This is a genomic window from Vallitalea pronyensis (assembly GCF_018141445.1).
Taxonomy (GTDB): domain Bacteria; phylum Bacillota; class Clostridia; order Lachnospirales; family Vallitaleaceae; genus Vallitalea; species Vallitalea pronyensis.
In genome coordinates, this window is sequence record NZ_CP058649.1 from 520624 (window position 1) to 540037 (window position 19414).

General features: G+C 38.0%; 13 protein-coding genes and 1 pseudogene. 12 read left to right on the plus strand and 2 right to left on the minus strand.

What is annotated here, in order from left to right:
* Positions 1 to 260 precede the first annotated feature (260 nt).
* Positions 261 to 1603, minus strand: a pseudogene (locus HZI73_RS02200) (ISNCY family transposase).
* A 161-nt stretch (positions 1604 to 1764) separates the two neighbouring features.
* Between HZI73_RS02200 and HZI73_RS02205 the strand changes: the two are divergent.
* The 3 genes from HZI73_RS02205 to HZI73_RS02215 all read left to right on the plus strand — a co-directional run bounded on the left by HZI73_RS02205 (position 1765) and on the right by HZI73_RS02215 (position 4449).
* Positions 1765 to 2109, plus strand: a complete 345-nt coding sequence (locus HZI73_RS02205) for a PadR family transcriptional regulator (protein ID WP_212696631.1) — start codon at positions 1765 to 1767, stop codon at positions 2107 to 2109.
* Between the two features lie 3 nt (positions 2110 to 2112).
* Complete coding sequence (locus HZI73_RS02210) at positions 2113 to 2940, plus strand: hypothetical protein (protein ID WP_212696632.1); 828 nt, start codon at positions 2113 to 2115, stop codon at positions 2938 to 2940.
* 165 nt (positions 2941 to 3105) lie between these two features.
* Positions 3106 to 4449 (plus strand): PhoH family protein, encoded by a 1344-nt coding sequence (locus tag HZI73_RS02215; RefSeq protein WP_212696633.1) that lies wholly within the window; start codon positions 3106 to 3108, stop codon positions 4447 to 4449.
* A 128-nt stretch (positions 4450 to 4577) separates the two neighbouring features.
* Here the strand turns inward: HZI73_RS02215 and HZI73_RS02220 are convergent, their stop codons facing one another.
* Positions 4578 to 5192, minus strand: coding sequence for an SdpI family protein (locus HZI73_RS02220; protein WP_212696634.1), 615 nt, complete (start codon positions 5190 to 5192; stop codon positions 4578 to 4580).
* A gap of 470 nt (positions 5193 to 5662) precedes the next feature.
* Between HZI73_RS02220 and HZI73_RS02225 the strand changes: the two genes are divergently transcribed.
* The 9 genes from HZI73_RS02225 to HZI73_RS02265 all read left to right on the plus strand — a co-directional run bounded on the left by HZI73_RS02225 (position 5663) and on the right by HZI73_RS02265 (position 19412).
* Positions 5663 to 6661: a LacI family DNA-binding transcriptional regulator gene (locus HZI73_RS02225; protein ID WP_212696635.1), complete on the plus strand. Its 999-nt coding sequence runs from the start codon at positions 5663 to 5665 to the stop codon at positions 6659 to 6661.
* Between the two features lie 54 nt (positions 6662 to 6715).
* Entirely contained in the window at positions 6716 to 8224 is a 1509-nt protein-coding gene (locus HZI73_RS02230; RefSeq protein WP_212696636.1) for a sugar ABC transporter substrate-binding protein, read from the plus strand.
* A 92-nt stretch (positions 8225 to 8316) separates the two neighbouring features.
* The gene (locus HZI73_RS02235) at positions 8317 to 9678 is read left to right on the plus strand and encodes an ABC transporter permease subunit (RefSeq protein WP_212696637.1); all 1362 of its coding nucleotides are present in this window, start codon (positions 8317 to 8319) and stop codon (positions 9676 to 9678) included.
* A gap of 2 nt (positions 9679 to 9680) precedes the next feature.
* Positions 9681 to 10547: a sugar ABC transporter permease gene (locus HZI73_RS02240; protein WP_246552327.1), complete on the plus strand. Its 867-nt coding sequence runs from the start codon at positions 9681 to 9683 to the stop codon at positions 10545 to 10547.
* Between the two features lie 24 nt (positions 10548 to 10571).
* Complete coding sequence (locus HZI73_RS02245) at positions 10572 to 11897, plus strand: alpha-amylase family glycosyl hydrolase (protein ID WP_246552511.1); 1326 nt, start codon at positions 10572 to 10574, stop codon at positions 11895 to 11897.
* Positions 11898 to 11922: 25 nt separating this feature from the next.
* On the plus strand, positions 11923 to 13272 hold the full coding sequence (locus HZI73_RS02250; RefSeq protein WP_212696639.1) for an alpha-amylase family glycosyl hydrolase: 1350 nt from the start codon (positions 11923 to 11925) through the stop codon (positions 13270 to 13272).
* A 139-nt stretch (positions 13273 to 13411) separates the two neighbouring features.
* Positions 13412 to 14485, plus strand: coding sequence for a LacI family DNA-binding transcriptional regulator (locus tag HZI73_RS02255; RefSeq protein WP_212696640.1), 1074 nt, complete (start codon positions 13412 to 13414; stop codon positions 14483 to 14485).
* 485 nt (positions 14486 to 14970) lie between these two features.
* Positions 14971 to 16446, plus strand: a complete 1476-nt coding sequence (locus tag HZI73_RS02260; protein ID WP_212696641.1) for an ABC transporter substrate-binding protein — start codon at positions 14971 to 14973, stop codon at positions 16444 to 16446.
* 131 nt (positions 16447 to 16577) lie between these two features.
* Complete coding sequence (locus HZI73_RS02265) at positions 16578 to 19412, plus strand: extracellular solute-binding protein (RefSeq protein ID WP_212696642.1); 2835 nt, start codon at positions 16578 to 16580, stop codon at positions 19410 to 19412.
* Positions 19413 to 19414: the final 2 nt, after the last annotated feature.

Genomic DNA, 19414 nt, shown 5'->3' on the forward strand with positions numbered 1-19414 from the left:
ACGTATAATCAACGATCAGAGAGGTGATTGTAAAAAGCCTGTTTACTACCTTATATTTTGATGAAAAAGTTCTCAATTAACATATGGGTAAAGTTGTAACATCATCTTTCTCTAGGGATAGACTGTCAATAACTTTTGAAAATGTCCCTTTTTAAAGTAGTTATTATCGTGACAAAATGTCCCTTTTTTATGGAGCACATTTATTCCACGATTCTATTGACTCTTGTGGACTCTGCACCCTGTGTACACCCCTAAAGTATTTATATTGCAGATTGTTGTTTTTGGAAGAAGACTTCATAAAGAAACTTGAGTGATTGATTGAAATCTTCAGCCCACCATATTTTTTTCCATGCCTCTGAACTATGAATAAGGTGGGGTTTAACATTTTTAATCGCTTTTTTGCTAATCGCTTTTGAGGCATCTTTTCTTGCTGGTTTTAAGTAGCGTATAGTATCAAATATCTTGTTTTTACACTGTACTTTAATGCCATATCGAGGATTGATAAGGACTTTGATATTTTTTTAGCTGAAACAATAGGGTATCCTTCATTCAAGATTTGAAAACATCTGCCTTTAAAGGAAAATACCCCTGCATTATCTGTTTTACGTGTATGTTTAACACATAGTACAGTATCGATATCAATAGAATCTTTAAGAGGTATAAAGAGCGAATGAGCTTCAGATGTTACTTTGAACTTAGAATTAAAGATAGCCTTATACTCATGGTTTAAAAATTCATTAGCAGCTTCAACAGTAGTAATGTTTCGCATTGCAAGCTCAACGGGTAAACGGCTTTGTAGAGTTACCCACAAGCGTTCCACACGTCCCTTAGCTTGAGGTGTTTTGGCATAAATCATATCGATACCAAGCTCGTGCATAGAGCGTCCGAACTGTGTTAGATTAACGGATTTACCAGCTATTAGCTCTTCTACAGTAAGCTTTCCAGTCTTTGGTGAACGAAAGATGGTATGGTTATCGGAATAGATGGTTTGAGGAACCCCAAAAGCCAAACAACACTGGCGCATCATTTCAAGGTAGCCATAGAGGCATTCATTTTGCGTCATATATAACCCAACGATTTGTCCGGTAGCATCATCGATTGCTCCATGTAAAGCATATTTTTTATTGTCCCCAAACCATTCATAAGGTGTAGCATCGATCTGAATAAGTTCTCCGGGATGAGCTTTACGTTTGCGTCTATGGGTACGTGGAGAAACTTTTTTTCGTTTAGGGCTTTGAATGCCTGCATTTTTGAGTATACTAGAAAGAGAAGAGTATGAGATGTGGAGCTTGTACTTTTCTGCTAGTATATCTTTAAAGTGAAGGAAATTGACTGATTGGAATTCTTGTGAAGAGTGGATTCCAAGAATCATTTCCTTCTTTTCATCTGAAAAAGCATGAGGAGGCTTTCTACCTGTATTTTTATGAATCAGAGATTCAGCACCAGTATCAATCATTCCTTTCTTTAAGCGTGAGATCTGGCGTGTAGAAAGATTCAAAAGCTCAGCAGCTTGCTGTCTTGTAATGGATTTGTCAATAAAGCTATTTATGACTTTATAGGTTTTCAATTGTTTTTGTGACAATGTAATCATTCCTGTTTTCATAATTAGAGTGTGTTCAAAGGTGACATTTTCTAAAATTAATCTTAAGGTGACATTATCACAAGTTAACAACACTTTCTCTAGGGATAGACTTGACAAAATATATACCTAGCGTTATCATATACTTAGTAATACTAAATACTTAGTAAAGGGGTGAAACTTCTGTGGACCGCATAAAAAAACAATTAAAAAAAGGTACCTTAGAGATTATTATTCTAAGCCTTATTAATAGAAAAGAGATGTATGGTTATGAAATTATTCAAAAGCTAGAACAAGCAAGCGATGGCTTTTATACCTTAAAGGAAGGTTCGCTATATCCGGTTCTCTATCGATTAGAGGATAGTGGACTGATTGAGAGTTATACGTATCAGCAAGAAGGTAAACGAAGAGTCGCAAGAAAATATTATCGTATTACAGAAGCAGGAGCTAACCAGATACAGAGTTATATAAGTGGCTGGAAAGAATTTGTTCATGTGACCAATAAAATTTTGAGAATAGGGGAGGAATAGGCCATGAATAAGACGTATAAAAAATATGTTAACCAGGTTTTAAGAAGAATACCATGTAAGCCTAGAGTAAAAAAACGCATACGCTATGACCTCTACTGCATGCTGGAAGAAAAATCTTCAGAACTTCATGAGATGGACCCTTATCAATTGCTAGGGGAGCCTGAAGATGTAGCAGATGAGTTTATGGATAACATGGATGATGTATACCATAGTAGGTATGCCTATGTATCTGAAAATACCTTTTTGGGAATGCCGTTAATACAAGTAAAAAGTGGTATGAATAGAGGAGGCGAATACAAGTCTGAAAGAAAGCTTTTTGGGATACCCCTTGTACACATTAATCGAAACCCATTTGGCGTAGCAAAAGGCATTATAGCTATTGGTCCAGTGGCCATTGGTATAATTAGCTTGGGGTTATGTTCAGTAGGCGTTTTATCCCTTGGCGTATTATGTTTAGGACTCTTAATAAGCCTTGGAGCCATTGGCCTATCTTGTGGCATATCCTTTGGCGGCATAGCCATTGCAGGGCTGTTTGCTTGTGGTGGCGTAGCTATAGGAGGGTATATGGCTTTTGGTGGGTGTGCCATAGCTGGAGAGATAGCCATTGGTGGTTATGCAAGAGGAAGGGTAGCTATTGGCGATACCATTCATGCACACATAGGCTTGTATCAAACAAAAGGAACAGGGGAATATGTGATACCATTAATAGATGATATAGAAGCCATGAAATACTATATTTTTAATAAGGTACCGGATATGCACCCTATTGTAAAAGGGATGATCAAACATGCTATTCGATTAATTGCAGACGGTGCAATAATTTTACAATAATTTTACCTGAATGACCAAGATTTTATATAAATTATGGGTTATTATAAAGGAGTAGAGAATATAATAAATTATAGGGTAACATTTAATTATAGGGTGACATTTAATCATAGGAGGTGTTGGTGACTCATAGACATAGAGAAATAAAGCTCTTAGAGGAGGCGCTATATGGTTAAAAACTATATTATTGATACCAATGTTATGATTCATGATCCAGAATTCATGCATCACTTTCCAAATAGTCATATTATAATACCGTTGCTTTGTATAGAGGAACTTGACAATCTTAAAAAAAGAGAAGGTTTAGTTGGATTTCATGCTAGACGTGTAGCCAAAGAGATTAAAGAATTGATGGAACTAGGTGATATTGAAACAGGTATTACGCTGCCGAATGCAAGCGTCTTAAGAGTAGAACTTAATCATATGGATACCAATGAGCTGCCGAATGGCTTTGATGTGCATAAAAATGACTCGAGGATACTGGCGGTTGTACTTAGTCTCAAGAAAGTGTACAAGGATATGCGTGTTATACTGGTAACAAAAGATTTGTACATGGCTATAAAAGGTAGGTCACTAGGTATTGAGGTAGAAGACTACCAGAGTGACCGCATTGATATCGATACCATTTACAAAGGATATACAGAGATTCATCTTTTGTCAAAAGACATTGACCAAATCTATGAAGGTGGACTGGAAGTACCTGAGATGACAGAACCTATCTACCCTAATGAGTTTTTCCACATCAAAAGCAAAGACCAAGTGACCCATGAAATTCTAGCAAGATACGATGGCCAGAAGCTTGTGCCCTTAAAATATGTACATGATAGTGCATGGGGTCTAACACCTATCAATCGCGAGCAGAAGATGGCTTTTGAATTATTAATGAACCCAGAGATCCATTTTGTTACCATTATAGGTGGTGCAGGTTCCGGTAAAACCATACTGGCAACGGCTACAGCCTTGCAGAATGTTATCGAGACCAATAAATACCGTAAGATTGTTTTTGTAAGACCAGTGGTAGCCGCAGGCAACGATATTGGTTTTTTACCTGGTACAGAACGTGAAAAATTAAAACCATGGATGGGCAGCTTCTATGATGCCATAGAAAACTTATCGGACATCAAAGAGTCAGGGAAAAACCATGGCGGAAAACCTACTTTTACCGTAGAAGATTTTATCGAACAGTTTCGTCAAAGGGGCGTTATCGAGACCAAGACGTTTACGTACATGCGTGGAAGAACCTTTACCAATGCACTTATTATTGTTGATGAAGCTCAGGAAATGACACCTCATCTTGCTAAGTTAATGCTGACAAGAGCAGGTGAACATTCTAAATTTGTATTTATAGGTGATCCCAGCGATAATCAAATTGATAACAACTATGTGGACTCCAAGTCCAATGGGCTTGTGTATACCGTCGAGAAGATGAAAGATTTTACCATTACCGGACATGTGGCATTGAAGCGAGTAGAACGTAGTCCACTGGCAAAAGTTGCTGAGAAAAATATGTAATGTTTTACGTTATATTGGTTAAGAACATGGTAAAAGATTACGTATTATTAGAAATAAGTTAGTTGATATAAATAAAGTATTGCCGATAGGATTTTAGAGGTCTTATCGGCTTTTTACATGTTTCATATTTACTTTGATGACGTATGCCTACATACAAAATAGGATATCACAACAGTTAATACTAACCAGCCAACAATGACATAGATGGTCATTGACAGCAGTTCTTTGTTAGCAACTAAAGCATGGATGACAAAAAGTATAGCCCCGAGGATAACACCAATAATACCACTTATGTGATGGGTTTTCTTCCAAACAGCTTCACTTGTCATGGACCATGGTGTGCGAATACCTGCAATGGTATTCATGCTTAACTTGGGTAAATAATTACTCATGATGATAAAGGCAACAGCTATGATGAGACCGAAAAATCGTTGTGGGTTAATGTGGGTACCTGTACTACGAATAAGTATGAGCAAAAATGGTGTTGCCAGTATAAGAATGACGGAAAAAACAATATCGTTATAGGCATTTATTCGCTTGATGAGCACTTTATTCTTATCAAAGACAGGTAAGATTGATAGAAGAATAAATAAGCCCATGATGGTCATGAGAAGCTCATTTAAATCAACTTCCGATGTAACTCCTTGATTGGTTATGTGGTTGATCATGGGATACTTATAGATATAAATACTCATAATGAACAAGATGAGTACGATACTTTTTAAATCAAATTTCAACGTCACGTTACACCCCGCCTTTCTCCTCTATTCTATCATCTTATATATCTGTTAAGATATATGAGGTAATTGTCTAATAAGATATTACTATATTTCTTTTCAAACAGCAAGTGTTTAAAATTAAACTTTTTTAGTTTTTATGGTGCATGATGGTTACATGTTAGTGTACTTATGCACATCTATCATAACGTTTGATAGGGTTCGTCCTATCAAGCGTTTTTTTGTTGATAATTTTCAAGGAATTCTTCTTATTATTAAGAACTTATTTCATAGGAAAGGAGGGACAGGTTGATAGATTGAAAACCGTAGTTTTTTTAATTGATGTCAATAAAGGTAAAAATTCAATTATTGAAAGTGCACAAAAAAATCAAAAATAAACTAAGTAATATCATGAAAATGCAGTAAACCATTGATTTTGTTAACTGTACAGTATTATAATTATTACAGTTAAACGTTTGACTAAAGGGAATGATAGGATGAATAAAGTAACACTGAAAGATATAGCAAATGAGGTTGGCGTATCCATAACAACCGTTTCTAACGTTCTGAATAATAAAAATATTACAAGTTATTCCGAAAAAAGAAAGCAACAAATTCTAAAAATTGCAGAAGCACTAAATTATGAACCAAATCTTGCTGCTAAAGCCCTTGCAACACAGCAGCCGAATATGATGGCGGTTCTTTTACCCCATTATACCTATGGCAGCTTACAGGAATGTCCCTTTTATTTCTATCTCATTAGCGGCATTAAAAATGGAGCCCATGCAAGAGGGCTTGATATCATTATCCGGTTTATTAAAGCAAATGAAACAGTAGAAGCACTGGTGGCATGGGCAAGAGGCAGATGTTTACACGGCATTGTCAGTGTAGGTGAAATTAGCAAGTGTCTTATTTTGGGCTTAAATAAGTTAAATATGCCCATAGCCTTGGTTGATAATTATACCGCCTTTAAACTAAAGAATATTCACTATATTAATACCATGGATGAATATGGAGGTCTTATTGCAGCAAGGCATCTATTAGAACAAGGCTATAAACATTTATGTATTCTAACATCCAGCATTACGGAAGAAACCGTTGATTATTATCGCTACAGAGGGTTTAAGAAAGGTGTGCAGCAAGCAGGCTATGAAGAATCCCTTATTGTTGTCAGTACAACCAACTATCAAGAGGGCTTTGATATTAGTTATGAAGTGAAGTCAATGGGCATCGATGGTGCTTTTTGTACCTCGGATAGTCTAGCCTTAGGACTTATTGATGGGCTTAGAAGTCTAGGCGTTCAGGTGCCTACAGACTTGGGTGTTATAGGATTTGACAACATGAGTCGGAGTAGAGAAAATTGGCTGCCTTTGACGACCATTAATCAGAATGTCATCAAAAAAGGGGAGTTAGCAGTGGATACCCTATATAATCATGAGTCATGGGGAAGTCAAGCAAAAGTATCCGTTAATTTGATTAAAAGAGCCACTACATAAAAATTTCTAAGGGGTTATAGCATGAAACTATTTCTAAATTGTAGGAGGAATAAGATGAAAAAAATCTTAATCATTATCATCGTGTTCATGATGACTGTATCCATAACAGGCTGTAAAAAGACTGCTGTGACAGCTAAATTCACAGAAGATTTAAAGTGGGATGAAGAAAAAGGGCATTATGTCAATGAAGAAAAAGCAACACTTTCCATATGGATTGATAATGAGGATTATGGCGATAAACTTGTTGAGCTTTGGCATGAAATATACCCAGAGGTTGAGCTAACGTATGAAAAAACAGATATCAATGAAAATGTAACCAAGCTGAAATTAGACGGACCAGCAGGTCTTGGTGCGGATGTTTTCTATATGCCTCATAATGCAGTGGTTGATGCAAGAGAAGCAGGTATACTCTTTCAATTACCAGAAAGAGACCAAGAGCAATTCATGGCGATCATGCAAGAATCGTCTTACAAAGTAACCATGTATGAAGGGCATATGTACGCTGTACCCGATTCCGTTGAAAATATCGCTTTAGCCTATAACAAACAAGTATTAGCAGCCTTGCCAGCACTACCAACGGTCCTTAGTACAGATGCAGCTAATCTGCTTGAGCAAATTGAAAAGGAAGAGATTTACTTAGAAGAGCTGTTTGCTGGGGTAGCTGATTGGGGCAATACCTATAAGGGAACAGGCGTACTGATTCCTTACTTAGAAGACCGCTTTTATACGGCTGAAGTAGAAGGTGAAGCAGGGTCTGAAGATAAGCACACCATATTAGCATGGCAGTTATACGACTCTTACCACAATTACCCCTTGTTAACACGGGATGGGTATCGGATTTTTGGTGAGGATAATAATGACCCAGCACGATTTGATATGATATCCAAGGAAGTTGCGTCTTCCATTAAAGCCGTTACAGGGGATTGGTATGGCAACAAAGAAGAATCCAAGCTGTTCCCAGGACTTGCAACCATTCAAGACATGGTATGGGATCAAGGGCCTTCTCGTTTTCAAAAAGGTCAGGTGGCCATCACCATTACAGGACCTTGGGTCATGTCAGATATTAAATCAAATTGGAAAACATGGGAAGAAGAAGGCCGTTTTGGTATAACAAAAGACACGGATATATCGGATATCTACGGTGTTAAAATCCTTCCTAAATTTAGTAACGATCAAAACCCCATCACCTTTTCAGGCGTAAGAGTAACAGGTCTCAATATCTATACGGATTATCCCAATGCATCCATGAACCTCCTTCGGTTTCTTGCAAGTGAAGAAGTCATGAAAGCATCTTATGAAATTCTAGGTAGAATCCCAGCTGTAAAAAATTCTGATCATATACCTGGGCTTAATGCAGATGCTATTTCTCAAGGCTTCTTATCACAAGCGGCTTATTCCCATCCTATGCCTGTCATTCAAGAAGGTAATTATATGTGGGACCCTCTCAGGGATATATGGACCAATATTTTTGATGAAGCCATGTCCATTGAAGAAGCACAAAAAAAAGCACAAGACGATTATGAACGTATTTTACAAGATTCAGGCAAACAAATTAAAGAGTAAAATAAGGGAATCCATCGTAGAGCTGGTATTGGGGATAGGACTTCAATACCAGTTCATCTATGACGTGTTTTATCATAAAAGGAGGTCAGATCATGGAACTTTTATATTATAAAAAGAATGCTACACGACGGCAAAAAATCATAGGGTATGAAATGAGTAGAGCCGGTTGGTTATCCGTTTTTGTCATGGGGCTTGGTCAGTTTAGAAACAGACAAAAGGGAAAAGGCTTTCTCTTTCTCAGCATTCAACTGACGTATATCATGGTTGAGATTCTAACCAGCAGCTTGGTGCAAGGCAGCCTGCAAGGTCAGCCTAGAGCATGGGGATATGGATTTTTTATGAGGGGGATTTGGGGTTTTATAACCCTTGGAGAAACAACAGGTGGTCGTTTTAGAGATAATTCGCCAGTACTTATGATTGAAGGACTCATAGCTATTTTGTTACTGAGCTTTTTGGTGTTTATTTGGATCTATAATGTGAAAGACGCTAATAACACCGCATTGATGTATAACTTGACAGGTCAGCGACAATCTTCAAAAGCGTATTTTAAAGAAATCGGTGAGTCAAGCTTTGCTTATGTGGTAAGTACCCCGTCACTCATACTCTTACTATTTGTAGCGATTATGCCTATTTTCTTTGCTTTTTTCATAGCGTTTACCAATTATGATGCTTATCATAGTCCACCAGCTGATTTAATCGATTGGGTGGGATTCGCTAATTTTGGGAAAATAGTGAATCTTCCAGGTTGGCGAACAACCTTTGTTGGGGTTGCATCGTGGACCATTATTTGGGCTACCTTGGCCACTTTTACTACTTTTTTTGGAGGTCTTTTTCTAGCGGTCTTGGTCAATAATCATCGCATTGTGTGTAAGAAAATCTGGCGAACCATCTTTATTTTACCTTGGGCAATACCCGGTATGGTATCCTTATTAGTTTTTAAGAACTTCTTTAACCAGACTTATGGGCCTCTTAATCAAATGCTAGGGCTTAATATACCATGGTTGAATGATCCCATGTTAGCAAAGGTTACCCTAATCGCCATTAATTTTTGGCTGGGTGTGCCTTACTTTATGATGTTAATGACAGGCATATTAACCAGTTTTGATAAAACCATTTACGATGCAGCAAAAGTGGATGGTGCTAATCGTCAACAGATGTTCTGGAAGGTCACCTTCCCCATACTCTTGTCTCAAGTCATGCCTTTACTGATTATGTCTTTTGCTGCCAACTTTAATAACTTTGGTGCGGTATTCTTTTTAACCAATGGCAGTCCAAGAAATGTTGCTTATGAATATGCTGGCCACACGGATATTCTTATTACGTGGATTTATAAAATGACGAAAGACTTCCAGATGTACAACATGGCATCCATAATGTCCATCCTCATCTTTTTAATCATAGGTGGTATTTCGACTTGGAACTTTATGAGAACCGATGCATTTAAGGAGGAATAAGGATGGGAATATATAAATGGAAGACAATGGGTCATATGGAACGGATAAAAGAAATAATATTATATACAGGCATATACATGTTATTATTGTTGGTAGCAGTAGCCATCTTGTATCCTGTGATTTGGATTGTCGGGTCTGCTTTTAACGAAGGCTCTTCATTGGCTTCATCAACAGCCATACCAAGGCATCCAACATTACATAATTTTGTTCGGTTATTTGAAGAAACAGACTATAAAAAGTGGTACATGAACACGTTAATGATAGCCGTGCTTAATATGATTGCATCGGTGATACTCACAGGTACCATGGGTTATGTGTTTGCAAGGTTAAAATTTGCAGGTAAAAGGTTTGGACTCTTATCCATTCTTATATTGCAGATGTTTCCTTCTTTTATGGGGCTTATTGCTATATACGTATTATTTTTGAATTTTGGGTTATTAAACCAGCCATTAGCATTGGTGATTATATATGGTGCAGGACAAATCCCTTATAATACTTGGCTGGTTAAGGGATATCTTAAAAACGTACCTCTATCTCTAGACGAAGCTGCTTATATTGATGGTGCCAATAAACTTCAAACCTATATTAAAATTATTCTGCCTGTGATGTTCCCCATCTTGACATTTGTAGCTGTGACACAATTTATGGTGCCTTGGTTTGACTTTATTCTCCCCAGCTTCTTAATTACATCCAGCGATAAGAAAACGCTTGCCGTGGGTTTGTATGAGCTCATTAATGGCCAGGCCAATAACAATTTCACCATGTTTGCCGCTGGCTCTGTTCTTGTAGCAGGTCCTGTTGCAATTTTATACTTATTCTTACAAAAATATCTAGTAGAAGGACTTTCAGCAGGTGCGAATAAAGGTTAAATGAAGGAAGGGAAAGTGATAGTTATGGCAATCGATACACAAAAAACACTTAGGAACAAGGTTATTTACGAAGTATATGTAAGAAGCCATGGCCCTCATGGTAATTTTGATGATGTAATGCATGATTTGGAGAGAATAAAAGGGCTTGGTGTTGACGTTGTATGGCTTATGCCCATACATCCTATCGGCAAGAAAAATAAAAAAGGACCTCTTGGCTGCCCGTATTCCATCTCAGATTATAGAAAAGTGAATGACGAATATGGCAGCTTAGAAGATTTCATAAGGCTGATTGAAAAGATTCATGATCTGGATATGTTAATCATGATGGATGTGGTCTATAACCATACGGCTCATGATAGTGTTTATTTGGACCAATACCCAGAATATTATTACCGAAAAGCAGATGGTGAATTAGGCAATAAAATAGCGGACTGGTCGGACATTATAGACCTTGATTATCAACATAAAAGCCTGTGGGAAGAACAAATAAAGGCACTTGAATATTGGACGGAGTTAGGTGTTGACGGCTTTCGATGTGATGTTGCCCCTTTAGTGCCCATGGCATTTTGGGTGGAAGCAAGAAAAAGAATTAAGCAGGTTAATCCAGAGAGTATCTTACTTGCGGAAACGGTCCATCCTCATTTTATAGAACATGTAAGAAGTCAAGGATTCCCCATTGCGTCGGATAGTGAAACCTATGAAGCGTTTGATATCTGTTATGATTATGATACACATGGTGAATTTTTAAAATATCTCTCAGGAGACATTGATTTAGAATCACTTCTAGAAAAAAAGCGTATGCAGGAGTATATTTACCCAGATAATTATGTGAAGTTAAGATTCTTAGAAAATCATGATCAGCCACGAATTGCTTCTCTTATAAAGGATGATCAACAATTGAAGATGTGGACTGCTTTTATGTTTTTTGAGAAGGGTACAACACTTTTATATGGGGGTCAAGAAGCAAAAGAAGATCTATCCCAGTCGTTATTTGATCGGGAGCTGATTAATTGGCAAGGTCTTGACCATGAGTTTAGTCAATTCCTTAGTCGATTAGCCACCTTCAAAAAAGAATCCATATTTGCGTATGGACATTATAAGATTCACACAATGACGAAAAAAGATATTATTGTCGTCACCTATGTTGAACAGAATGAGTGGGCCATTGGTATCTTTAATGTTGGACTGAAAACAGGTCAATTAAAACTTGTAAGTCAAGAGGAAAGCCATATGCCCTTACCTGTTATAGAAGATGGATCTTATGTTAATTATTACACCATGGAAGATATAGCCGTGGAAAATCAAGTCATCCAGCTTATCAATGAACCCATATGGATAAAGGTTATGTAAGAGAATCGAGGTTAGGAGTGAAAAGATGCCAATAAAAGCAAGTAACATATTTAAAAGTTTTCTTATCTTATTAAGTATGAACCTCTTATTGACAGCTTGTAGCCATAACAAGAAAGTCAAATGGATAGACGATGCGACGATTTATGAAGTGAATCTAAGGCAATATACAGAAGAAGGAACCTTTGAAGCCTTTCAGGAGCATTTGCCAAGATTACAAGAATTAGGTGTAAAGATTTTATGGTTTATGCCTATTCATCCTATCTCTGAAACAAAAAGAAAAGGGACATTGGGATCTTATTATGCTGTTACAGATTATAAGGCTGTTAACCCGGAGTTTGGGACCATGGAAGATTTTAAGGACTTAGTAAAAGCATGTCATGATATGGGGTTCAAAGTAATACTTGATTGGGTGGCCAATCATACGGGTTGGGATAATAAGTGGATTAGCGAACATCCAGAATGGTATACCCAATCCAATGGAAGGATTATTAAGCCCCCTGGAACCGATTGGTCCGATGTAGCGGATCTTAATTATAAGAATAAAGAGATGAGAAAGGCCATGAAAGACGCCATGGTTTTCTGGGTGAAAGAGTTAGATATTGATGGGTATCGATGTGATGTAGCTGGTAGTGTACCTGTGGACTTCTGGGAAGATGTATCCACAGCTTTACATAAAATAAAGCCTGTATTTATGTTAGCGGAAGATGGAGCTGATTATTCACTAATGGATAATGCCTTTGATGCTAATTATAACTGGCATTTGTTAGGCTCTATCAATAAAACGGCTAAAGAAGGCAGCACCGTAAGCCGTATTCGTTCAGATATAAGAAGAGGGGTATCGGCTTATCCAAAAGGCTCATTTCCCATGAATTTTATTACAAATCATGATGAAAATTCATGGAATGGCACAACAAAAGAAAGGCTAGGCGATGCTAAAGACCTGATGAATGCACTTATTTTTACCGCTCCAGGTATGCCGCTTATTTACTCAGGACAAGAGGCTTCACTCAATAAGCGACTGCAATTTTTTGAAAAAGATAACATTGATTGGTCTGACCTTACAGAACAAGAATTTTATAAGCAGCTGGTCACCCTTAAGAAGGATAATGAAGCCTTATGGAATGGTTCGGCAGGGGGAAATATAACCTTTATTGAAACAACAGAAAAACCTGTTCTTGCTTACGCTAGGGTAAAGGGCAAGAATAAAGTGATATTTATCGGCAACTTTACCAGCAAAGAAAACACGTTCTCTCTAAAAAAGATGGATGTAAGCGGCTCTTATACCAACTATTTTAATGAAGAAGAAATAGTACTTGAAGAAGGTAAGACCCTTCAACTTGGCCCTTGGGATTTTTATATTTTTGTTAATAAATAAAAATAATTGGTCCTTTAATAAAGGGTTGGGTTTTGGATGATGAAAAGTACATATACGTATATGTAAAATTACATATTGCACTTTACGAAATGCTCATAAAGTGATACCATGGTAGAGAGAAAAACTTAGGAGGAAAACCATGGAACGTTCTAAAAAAAGTAAGGTAACCTTACAGACCATAGCCGATAAGTTGCAAGTATCTAGGAATACTGTGTCAAAAGCTTTGAACGACCACGCGGATGTTGCTGAAGAGACCAAACAATTAATATACAGCACGGCGGTAGAATTGGGATATAAAAAGATTGGGATATTACAGAAGAAAGAATTACATATACAGAAACAAAGAGAAGAAGAAGCCAAGAAGGATATCAATAAAAATATTGCCTTTCTGAGCTATGGTCTTCAAGTAGAAGGTTCCTATTGGTCCCACATATTAAACGGGATCGAGGAAGTAGCAAGAGAACAGGGGTACAACGTGATCTTAGGTAGTATTAGCGAAGAGGATGAGGAGCATTTAATATTACCTAATTGCGTCAGCAACGGGGCCATTGATGGCATTGTTTTAATGGGGTCCTTAAAAAAGGATTATGTAAAGAAGGTTATTGGTGGCGACATACCGACGGTTCTCATTGACACCTTTGCAGAGAAATATTACGGTCAAATAGGGGCGGATATCATCATGGTGAACAATGAAGAAAGTACAAGGATGTTAACAGAGCATCTTCTGGAGCAAGGCATTACAGATATCGGGTTTATTGGTGATATTACCTATTCTAAGAGTTTTCGAGAACGTTGGGAAGGCTTTCTTAGAGCCATGCAGGAGGCCAATGTGCCTGTGAACAGCGATTACTGTATTATTCACAATGAAGCTTTTCACTATCAACATCGAGAAGCTGTTGAAGAAGAGATGCAGAAGATGGTTAAGTTGCCTAGGGCGTTGGTTTGCGCCAATGATCGTGTTGCCATTAATGTCATCAGAGATATTAAAAGGAAAGGCATAAGGGTACCGGAAGATGTTGCCATTGTTGGTTTTGATAACATAGATGAAGCCAAAATTATAGAACCTTCTTTGACCACAGTAAATATCTGTAAACGGGATTTGGGTCGACGTACCATGGATGAGTTAATCTGGCGCATTAAGAATCCAAACTATCCCTACGAAGTGATTCGGATGCATACAAAAGTGAAGATTAGAAAGTCAAGTATTTGCTAATTGAAACAGAAAGCCATATAGGGTGATAGACACTTGTCAGATGGTTACCATGTTATAACATGATAACGGTAGTGGCCAAAAGTGCTTGTAACCCTATATGGCTTTTTTATGTGCAAAAATAGATTTTATTAGCGTGTTTTACCCAACATATTATCAAGCTTACCCATCACATTGTCAAAAATTATAAAGATAAAATCATGTAAAATAATAATATTATGTGTAATATGGTGAAAAATACATAAATGCATTACATGTTAAGTCATTTAAACATTATTTTATTTAAACAAATATCACAAAAAAGGCTGTTAAAAATAGCTTGTACTGGTAAAAAACGGGGAAATCCATATTGACCATTCATGAAAAATATGGTAAAATCAATAACGTACTAATGAATTATCACTATTTTACATATTGGTAATATGGTGATAATGTGTAAAAAGAAGAGGGTAATTGTCAATCTATGAAAAACAAAGGGAGGGTTTTACATGAAATGCGTTAAAAAAATGATGTGTCTATGCTTAATACTAGCCATGGTAGCTGTATTGAGCGCATGCAGTAAGGCAGAGAAGACAGATACACCTGCCAAGGATAATGAGGGTGATCATCAGCAGGTAGAGCAACAGGATGATAAACAGGAAGAAAAGGATGACCAGCAAGAAGAAGAAAAAGAACCCGAAGTCGTTGAAGAAACCTATGATTTAGGTGGTCGTGTTATCCGTTTTGTCACACAAAACCTAAATGAAGATAACCCTTTCCATGAGGAAGCGCCACAAAATGAGGATACTGAAAACAGACAAAAAATACATAAGCAAGTGGAAGAAAAATATAATGTGAAGATTGAATATGTGGCCTATCAAAAGCCAGAAGAAGAAAGAGCAGAAGAAATTATGACCTCCGTTCTTGCCGGTGAGCCCATTGCGGATATTGCAAGAATCAGCTCCTACTATGTGAGTCAATTAGCCGCAGGTGATTTCTTAGAGCCTATTGACGCTTATTTAGATGATATTCAGCTACCGGATTTTTCGTTGCAGGTAGGTGCCTTTAAAGGAAAACATTTTGGTTTTGATACAGCATTTATGGGTGGGGACCAAGGTCTATTTTTTAATAAACGATTAGTGGAAGAAGCAGGTCTTGAAAATCCCACAGCGGTTCATAAACGTGGTGAGTGGACATTTGATACCTTTATGGAATACGCACGTGAATTAAAGCAAGTACTGCCAGAAGATATCCATCCCATCAGCATGGACCCTGCATATTTTGGCTTATTCATTGTGGGTGCTAATGGTGGCTCCATTCTCGATCCAGATACAAATGAAGTGGCCTTTACACGTCCTGAGTCCATCGAAGCCATTGAATACTTACAGAAATTCTATCAAGAAGGACTGGTTATGCCTGTTCCAACAGATGCTGAAGGGGAGAAATCTTACTGGAGTGGACCAAGAGATGCTTTTAAACAAGGTCAATCCGTATTCACCCATGGTCACATCTGGGAAGCGGCATATGGCTATAACAATGACCTAGAAGATGAATGGGGCTATGTACCTTTCCCCTATGGACCTAACGTAAAATCTGATTTTAGCAATTACCATACAGCGGTATTTGACAGCGGCGCTAAGGTTATCTTAAAAGGTTCGAAAGACCCTGAAATGGTATTGAGAATCTGGCACGATTTAATGTGGCTAGACCATTATCCAACATTAGATGAAGCAAAAGAAGAATTCGCTCTAAACAATGAATCCATATTCCCAGAAGAAGAATCCATTGAAGCCATGAATTGGGCAAGGGAACGGGCTTATATTGAACGGATCACCATGTTTAGAACGGCAGATACAAGTGCCTATAGCTTTTATGGAAAATCAATAAGAGGTATTGCAGAAGAAGGTTTATCCGTCAGATCAACGTTAGAGAGTATTGCAAGTGAAGTAGAATCCGTTGTCAAACAAGCAACTGGTGAACAGTAATACAGATGAAAAGGGCTGTCTCAGAAGCATAATCGTTGGTTCGCGTTTTATCATGGCTATGCTTTTGATAAGACAGCCCTGTTTTCTTAAAACAAATGGTCCATTTTAATAATATAAGGAGGTCGTTATGGGTGGGTAAAACATTAATAGGGTTTTTAGCGTTACTATTTCTAATGGGTATAGGCACAACAAGTCATGCGGCGGAGAACGTGACGTATGGCGACTATTTAAAAGCACATCAAGAGAAGCCCCATGCCTCTGCATCCATAACCATTCAGGGTGAAGATGAACTTTCAAGGGGACATACCGTATTGCATCAATATAGAGGTCTTACAGGAAAAGCCATTTTAATGGATGCAACCAGTAATGGCCACTGGGCATTTGTTGTGCCAGAAGATGGCCTATATGCCCTAAGGGTTCACTATTATCCCATTGAAGGAAAAAGTGCATCCATTGAACGACAATTACGTATTGATGGTAAAATCCCATTTAAAGAAGCCGGTAACATCATCTTTAGCCGAGTATGGGGCAATAAATCTGATACCATTGTAAAAGACATTAACAATAATGATCTAAGACCCCTTCAGATAGAAAAACCCCGTTGGCGTGATACTTATGTGCAAGATACACAAGGCTATTATTCAGAACCTTATGTGTTTTATCTCACGAAAGGTCAGCATCACATGACATTAGAATCAATCCGAGAACCTATGGTAATTGATTATATGGTATTTGAACCATTAGAGCAGTTTAAAAGCTATGACGAAGTAGCAGCTGATTATAAGGAAATGGGCTATAAGCCGGTAGAAGATGTGCATATGGTCATAGAAGGGGAATCTGCTGTGGAGAAATCTTCCCCAACACTGTACCCCCTAAACGATCGCACCAGTCCACTGACCAGCCCTTATCATCATACAAAGATAAGAATGAATACAATAGGCGGCTATAACTGGCGTATTCCAGGGGATTGGATGACTTGGAAAGTAGAAGTGCCTAAAGACGGACTCTATAAGCTGTCTATGCGTTGTCGTCAAAACTTTCTAAGAGGTATTTATGCTACAAGACGTTTAATGATTGATGGCAAAAAGCCTTTTAAAGAAGCCGAACAATTTAAGTTTTATTATAAAAAAGATTGGGACATCTATCATTTTGGAAATGAAGAAGAGCCTTATTTATTCTACCTAACCAAGGGTACGCATGACATGACATTAGACATTGGATTAGGTGATCTGGGGCTTATCTTTCAGAAGGCAGAACATTCCCTTGAAGAGCTGAATGAGCTATATCGCAAAATTATCATGATTACAGGGAATGTGCCGGATAAATTTAGAGATTATCAATTAGATAAACAGATTCCTGAGCTGGTAGAAACCCTCAAAACACAATCGGAAGCCCTGCATACCATCACATCTGAACTGGAACGGGTAACGGGAGAAAAAAGTGATCAAACGGTCATACTCAGTAAACTTCACTATCAAACCAAGGATTTTAGTGAGCATGTTGACAGTATTCCTTCACGATTGGATGTGTTTAAAAATAACATAACAGGTCTTGGGGCTTGGGTGGTTAGTGCCAAGGAACAGCCCCTTGAAATTGATTACTTAATGCTTTCTTCCCCAGAACAAGAGATGCCTCGTACCAAAGCCACTTTTTGGGAAAAGGCCAAACATCTGGTGATGGGCTTTTTTGCTTCTTTTTCAGAGGACTATACTGCGCTCGGTTTAACGAAAGAATTACAGTCCAAGGAGAAGATTAAGGTATGGATGAGTGGCGGAAGAGACCAAGCCAATATATTACGGCTTATGATTGATGAAATGTTTACACCTGTAACGGGTATTCAAGTGGATTTGCAGTTGGTAGGCCAAACGGTACTCTTACCGGCTACCTTAGGTGGTAGAGGACCAGATGTAGCCATGTTATTAACCAATGATATTCCTGTCAATTATGCCATGCGTCGAGCGGTGTATGATATTTCCAAGTTTGATGATTTTGATGAGGTGAAGGAGCGATTCCTGGCAAGCAGTCTTGTACCCTATACCTATAAAGACGGCGTCTATGCCTTGCCGGATCAGCAATGGTTTCCTATGTTATTCTATCGCAAAAGCATTTTAGAGGAATTAGACATTGACATTCCACAGACCTGGGACGATCTCATCAACCTGATTCCTGCATTACAAAAGAATAACTTGGAGATTGCCCTCCAATTAGAATCCGATATGGATCGGGTACAGCGGCAAATGATGGTATTGCCTGTTAACAGCATATTTTCTGCATTACTCTATCAACATGGAGGCAACCTCTATACAGGGGATGCTAGAAAGAGTGCTTTGGATTCAAAAATAGCCATGGAAGCCTTTAAACAATGGTCAGATTTCTATACCAGTTATAAACTGCCTCTCCAAGCCAACTTCTATAACCGATTCCGTACAGGGGAAATACCCATCGGTATCGTGGATTATTCCTATTACAATAGTTTGGTGGTGTTCGCACCAGATATTAGAGGCGATTGGGATTTTGCACCGATACCGGGTACCATAAAGCCTAATGGGCAGATAGACAGAAGCATAGGCGGTAGTGGTTTAGGCACCATTTTATTAGAGCATTCCAAATACAAAGAAGCATCATGGGCCTTTATGAAGTGGTGGACAGAGAAAGATACACAAGTCCGTTTTGGTAGAGAAATGGAAGGCATCTTAGGAGCAGCCGCAAGGTATCCTACGGCTAATGTAGAGGCTTTACAAGAATTACCTTGGCCGGCAAAAGACCTGAAAGCTCTTAATGAGCAATGGAAATGGGTAAAAGGTATACCAGAAGTACCTGGTGGGTATCTCACAGGTCGCTATGTGGATAATGCCCTTAAAAAAGTCATTGATGAAGGAACGAATCCAAGAGATAGTTTATACGAATATGTGGATATGATTAACACCGAAATGGTGATTAAGCGAAAAGAATTTGGAGAAAGGTGATT

What these genes read in the sequence shown, in the direction of transcription:
- HZI73_RS02245 (WP_246552511.1), top strand. Translation starts at nt 10,572, where the DNA reads ATGGCAATCGATACACAAAAAACACTTAGGAACAAGGTTATTTACGAA.
- HZI73_RS02250 (WP_212696639.1), top strand. Translation starts at nt 11,923, where the DNA reads ATGCCAATAAAAGCAAGTAACATATTTAAAAGTTTTCTTATCTTATTA.
- HZI73_RS02215 (WP_212696633.1), top strand. Translation starts at nt 3,106, where the DNA reads ATGGTTAAAAACTATATTATTGATACCAATGTTATGATTCATGATCCA.
- HZI73_RS02235 (WP_212696637.1), top strand. Translation starts at nt 8,317, where the DNA reads ATGGAACTTTTATATTATAAAAAGAATGCTACACGACGGCAAAAAATC.
- HZI73_RS02255 (WP_212696640.1), top strand. Translation starts at nt 13,412, where the DNA reads ATGGAACGTTCTAAAAAAAGTAAGGTAACCTTACAGACCATAGCCGAT.
- HZI73_RS02240 (WP_246552327.1), top strand. Translation starts at nt 9,681, where the DNA reads ATGGGAATATATAAATGGAAGACAATGGGTCATATGGAACGGATAAAA.
- HZI73_RS02210 (WP_212696632.1), top strand. Translation starts at nt 2,113, where the DNA reads ATGAATAAGACGTATAAAAAATATGTTAACCAGGTTTTAAGAAGAATA.
- HZI73_RS02230 (WP_212696636.1), top strand. Translation starts at nt 6,716, where the DNA reads ATGAAAAAAATCTTAATCATTATCATCGTGTTCATGATGACTGTATCC.
- HZI73_RS02225 (WP_212696635.1), top strand. Translation starts at nt 5,663, where the DNA reads ATGAATAAAGTAACACTGAAAGATATAGCAAATGAGGTTGGCGTATCC.
- HZI73_RS02260 (WP_212696641.1), top strand. Translation starts at nt 14,971, where the DNA reads ATGAAATGCGTTAAAAAAATGATGTGTCTATGCTTAATACTAGCCATG.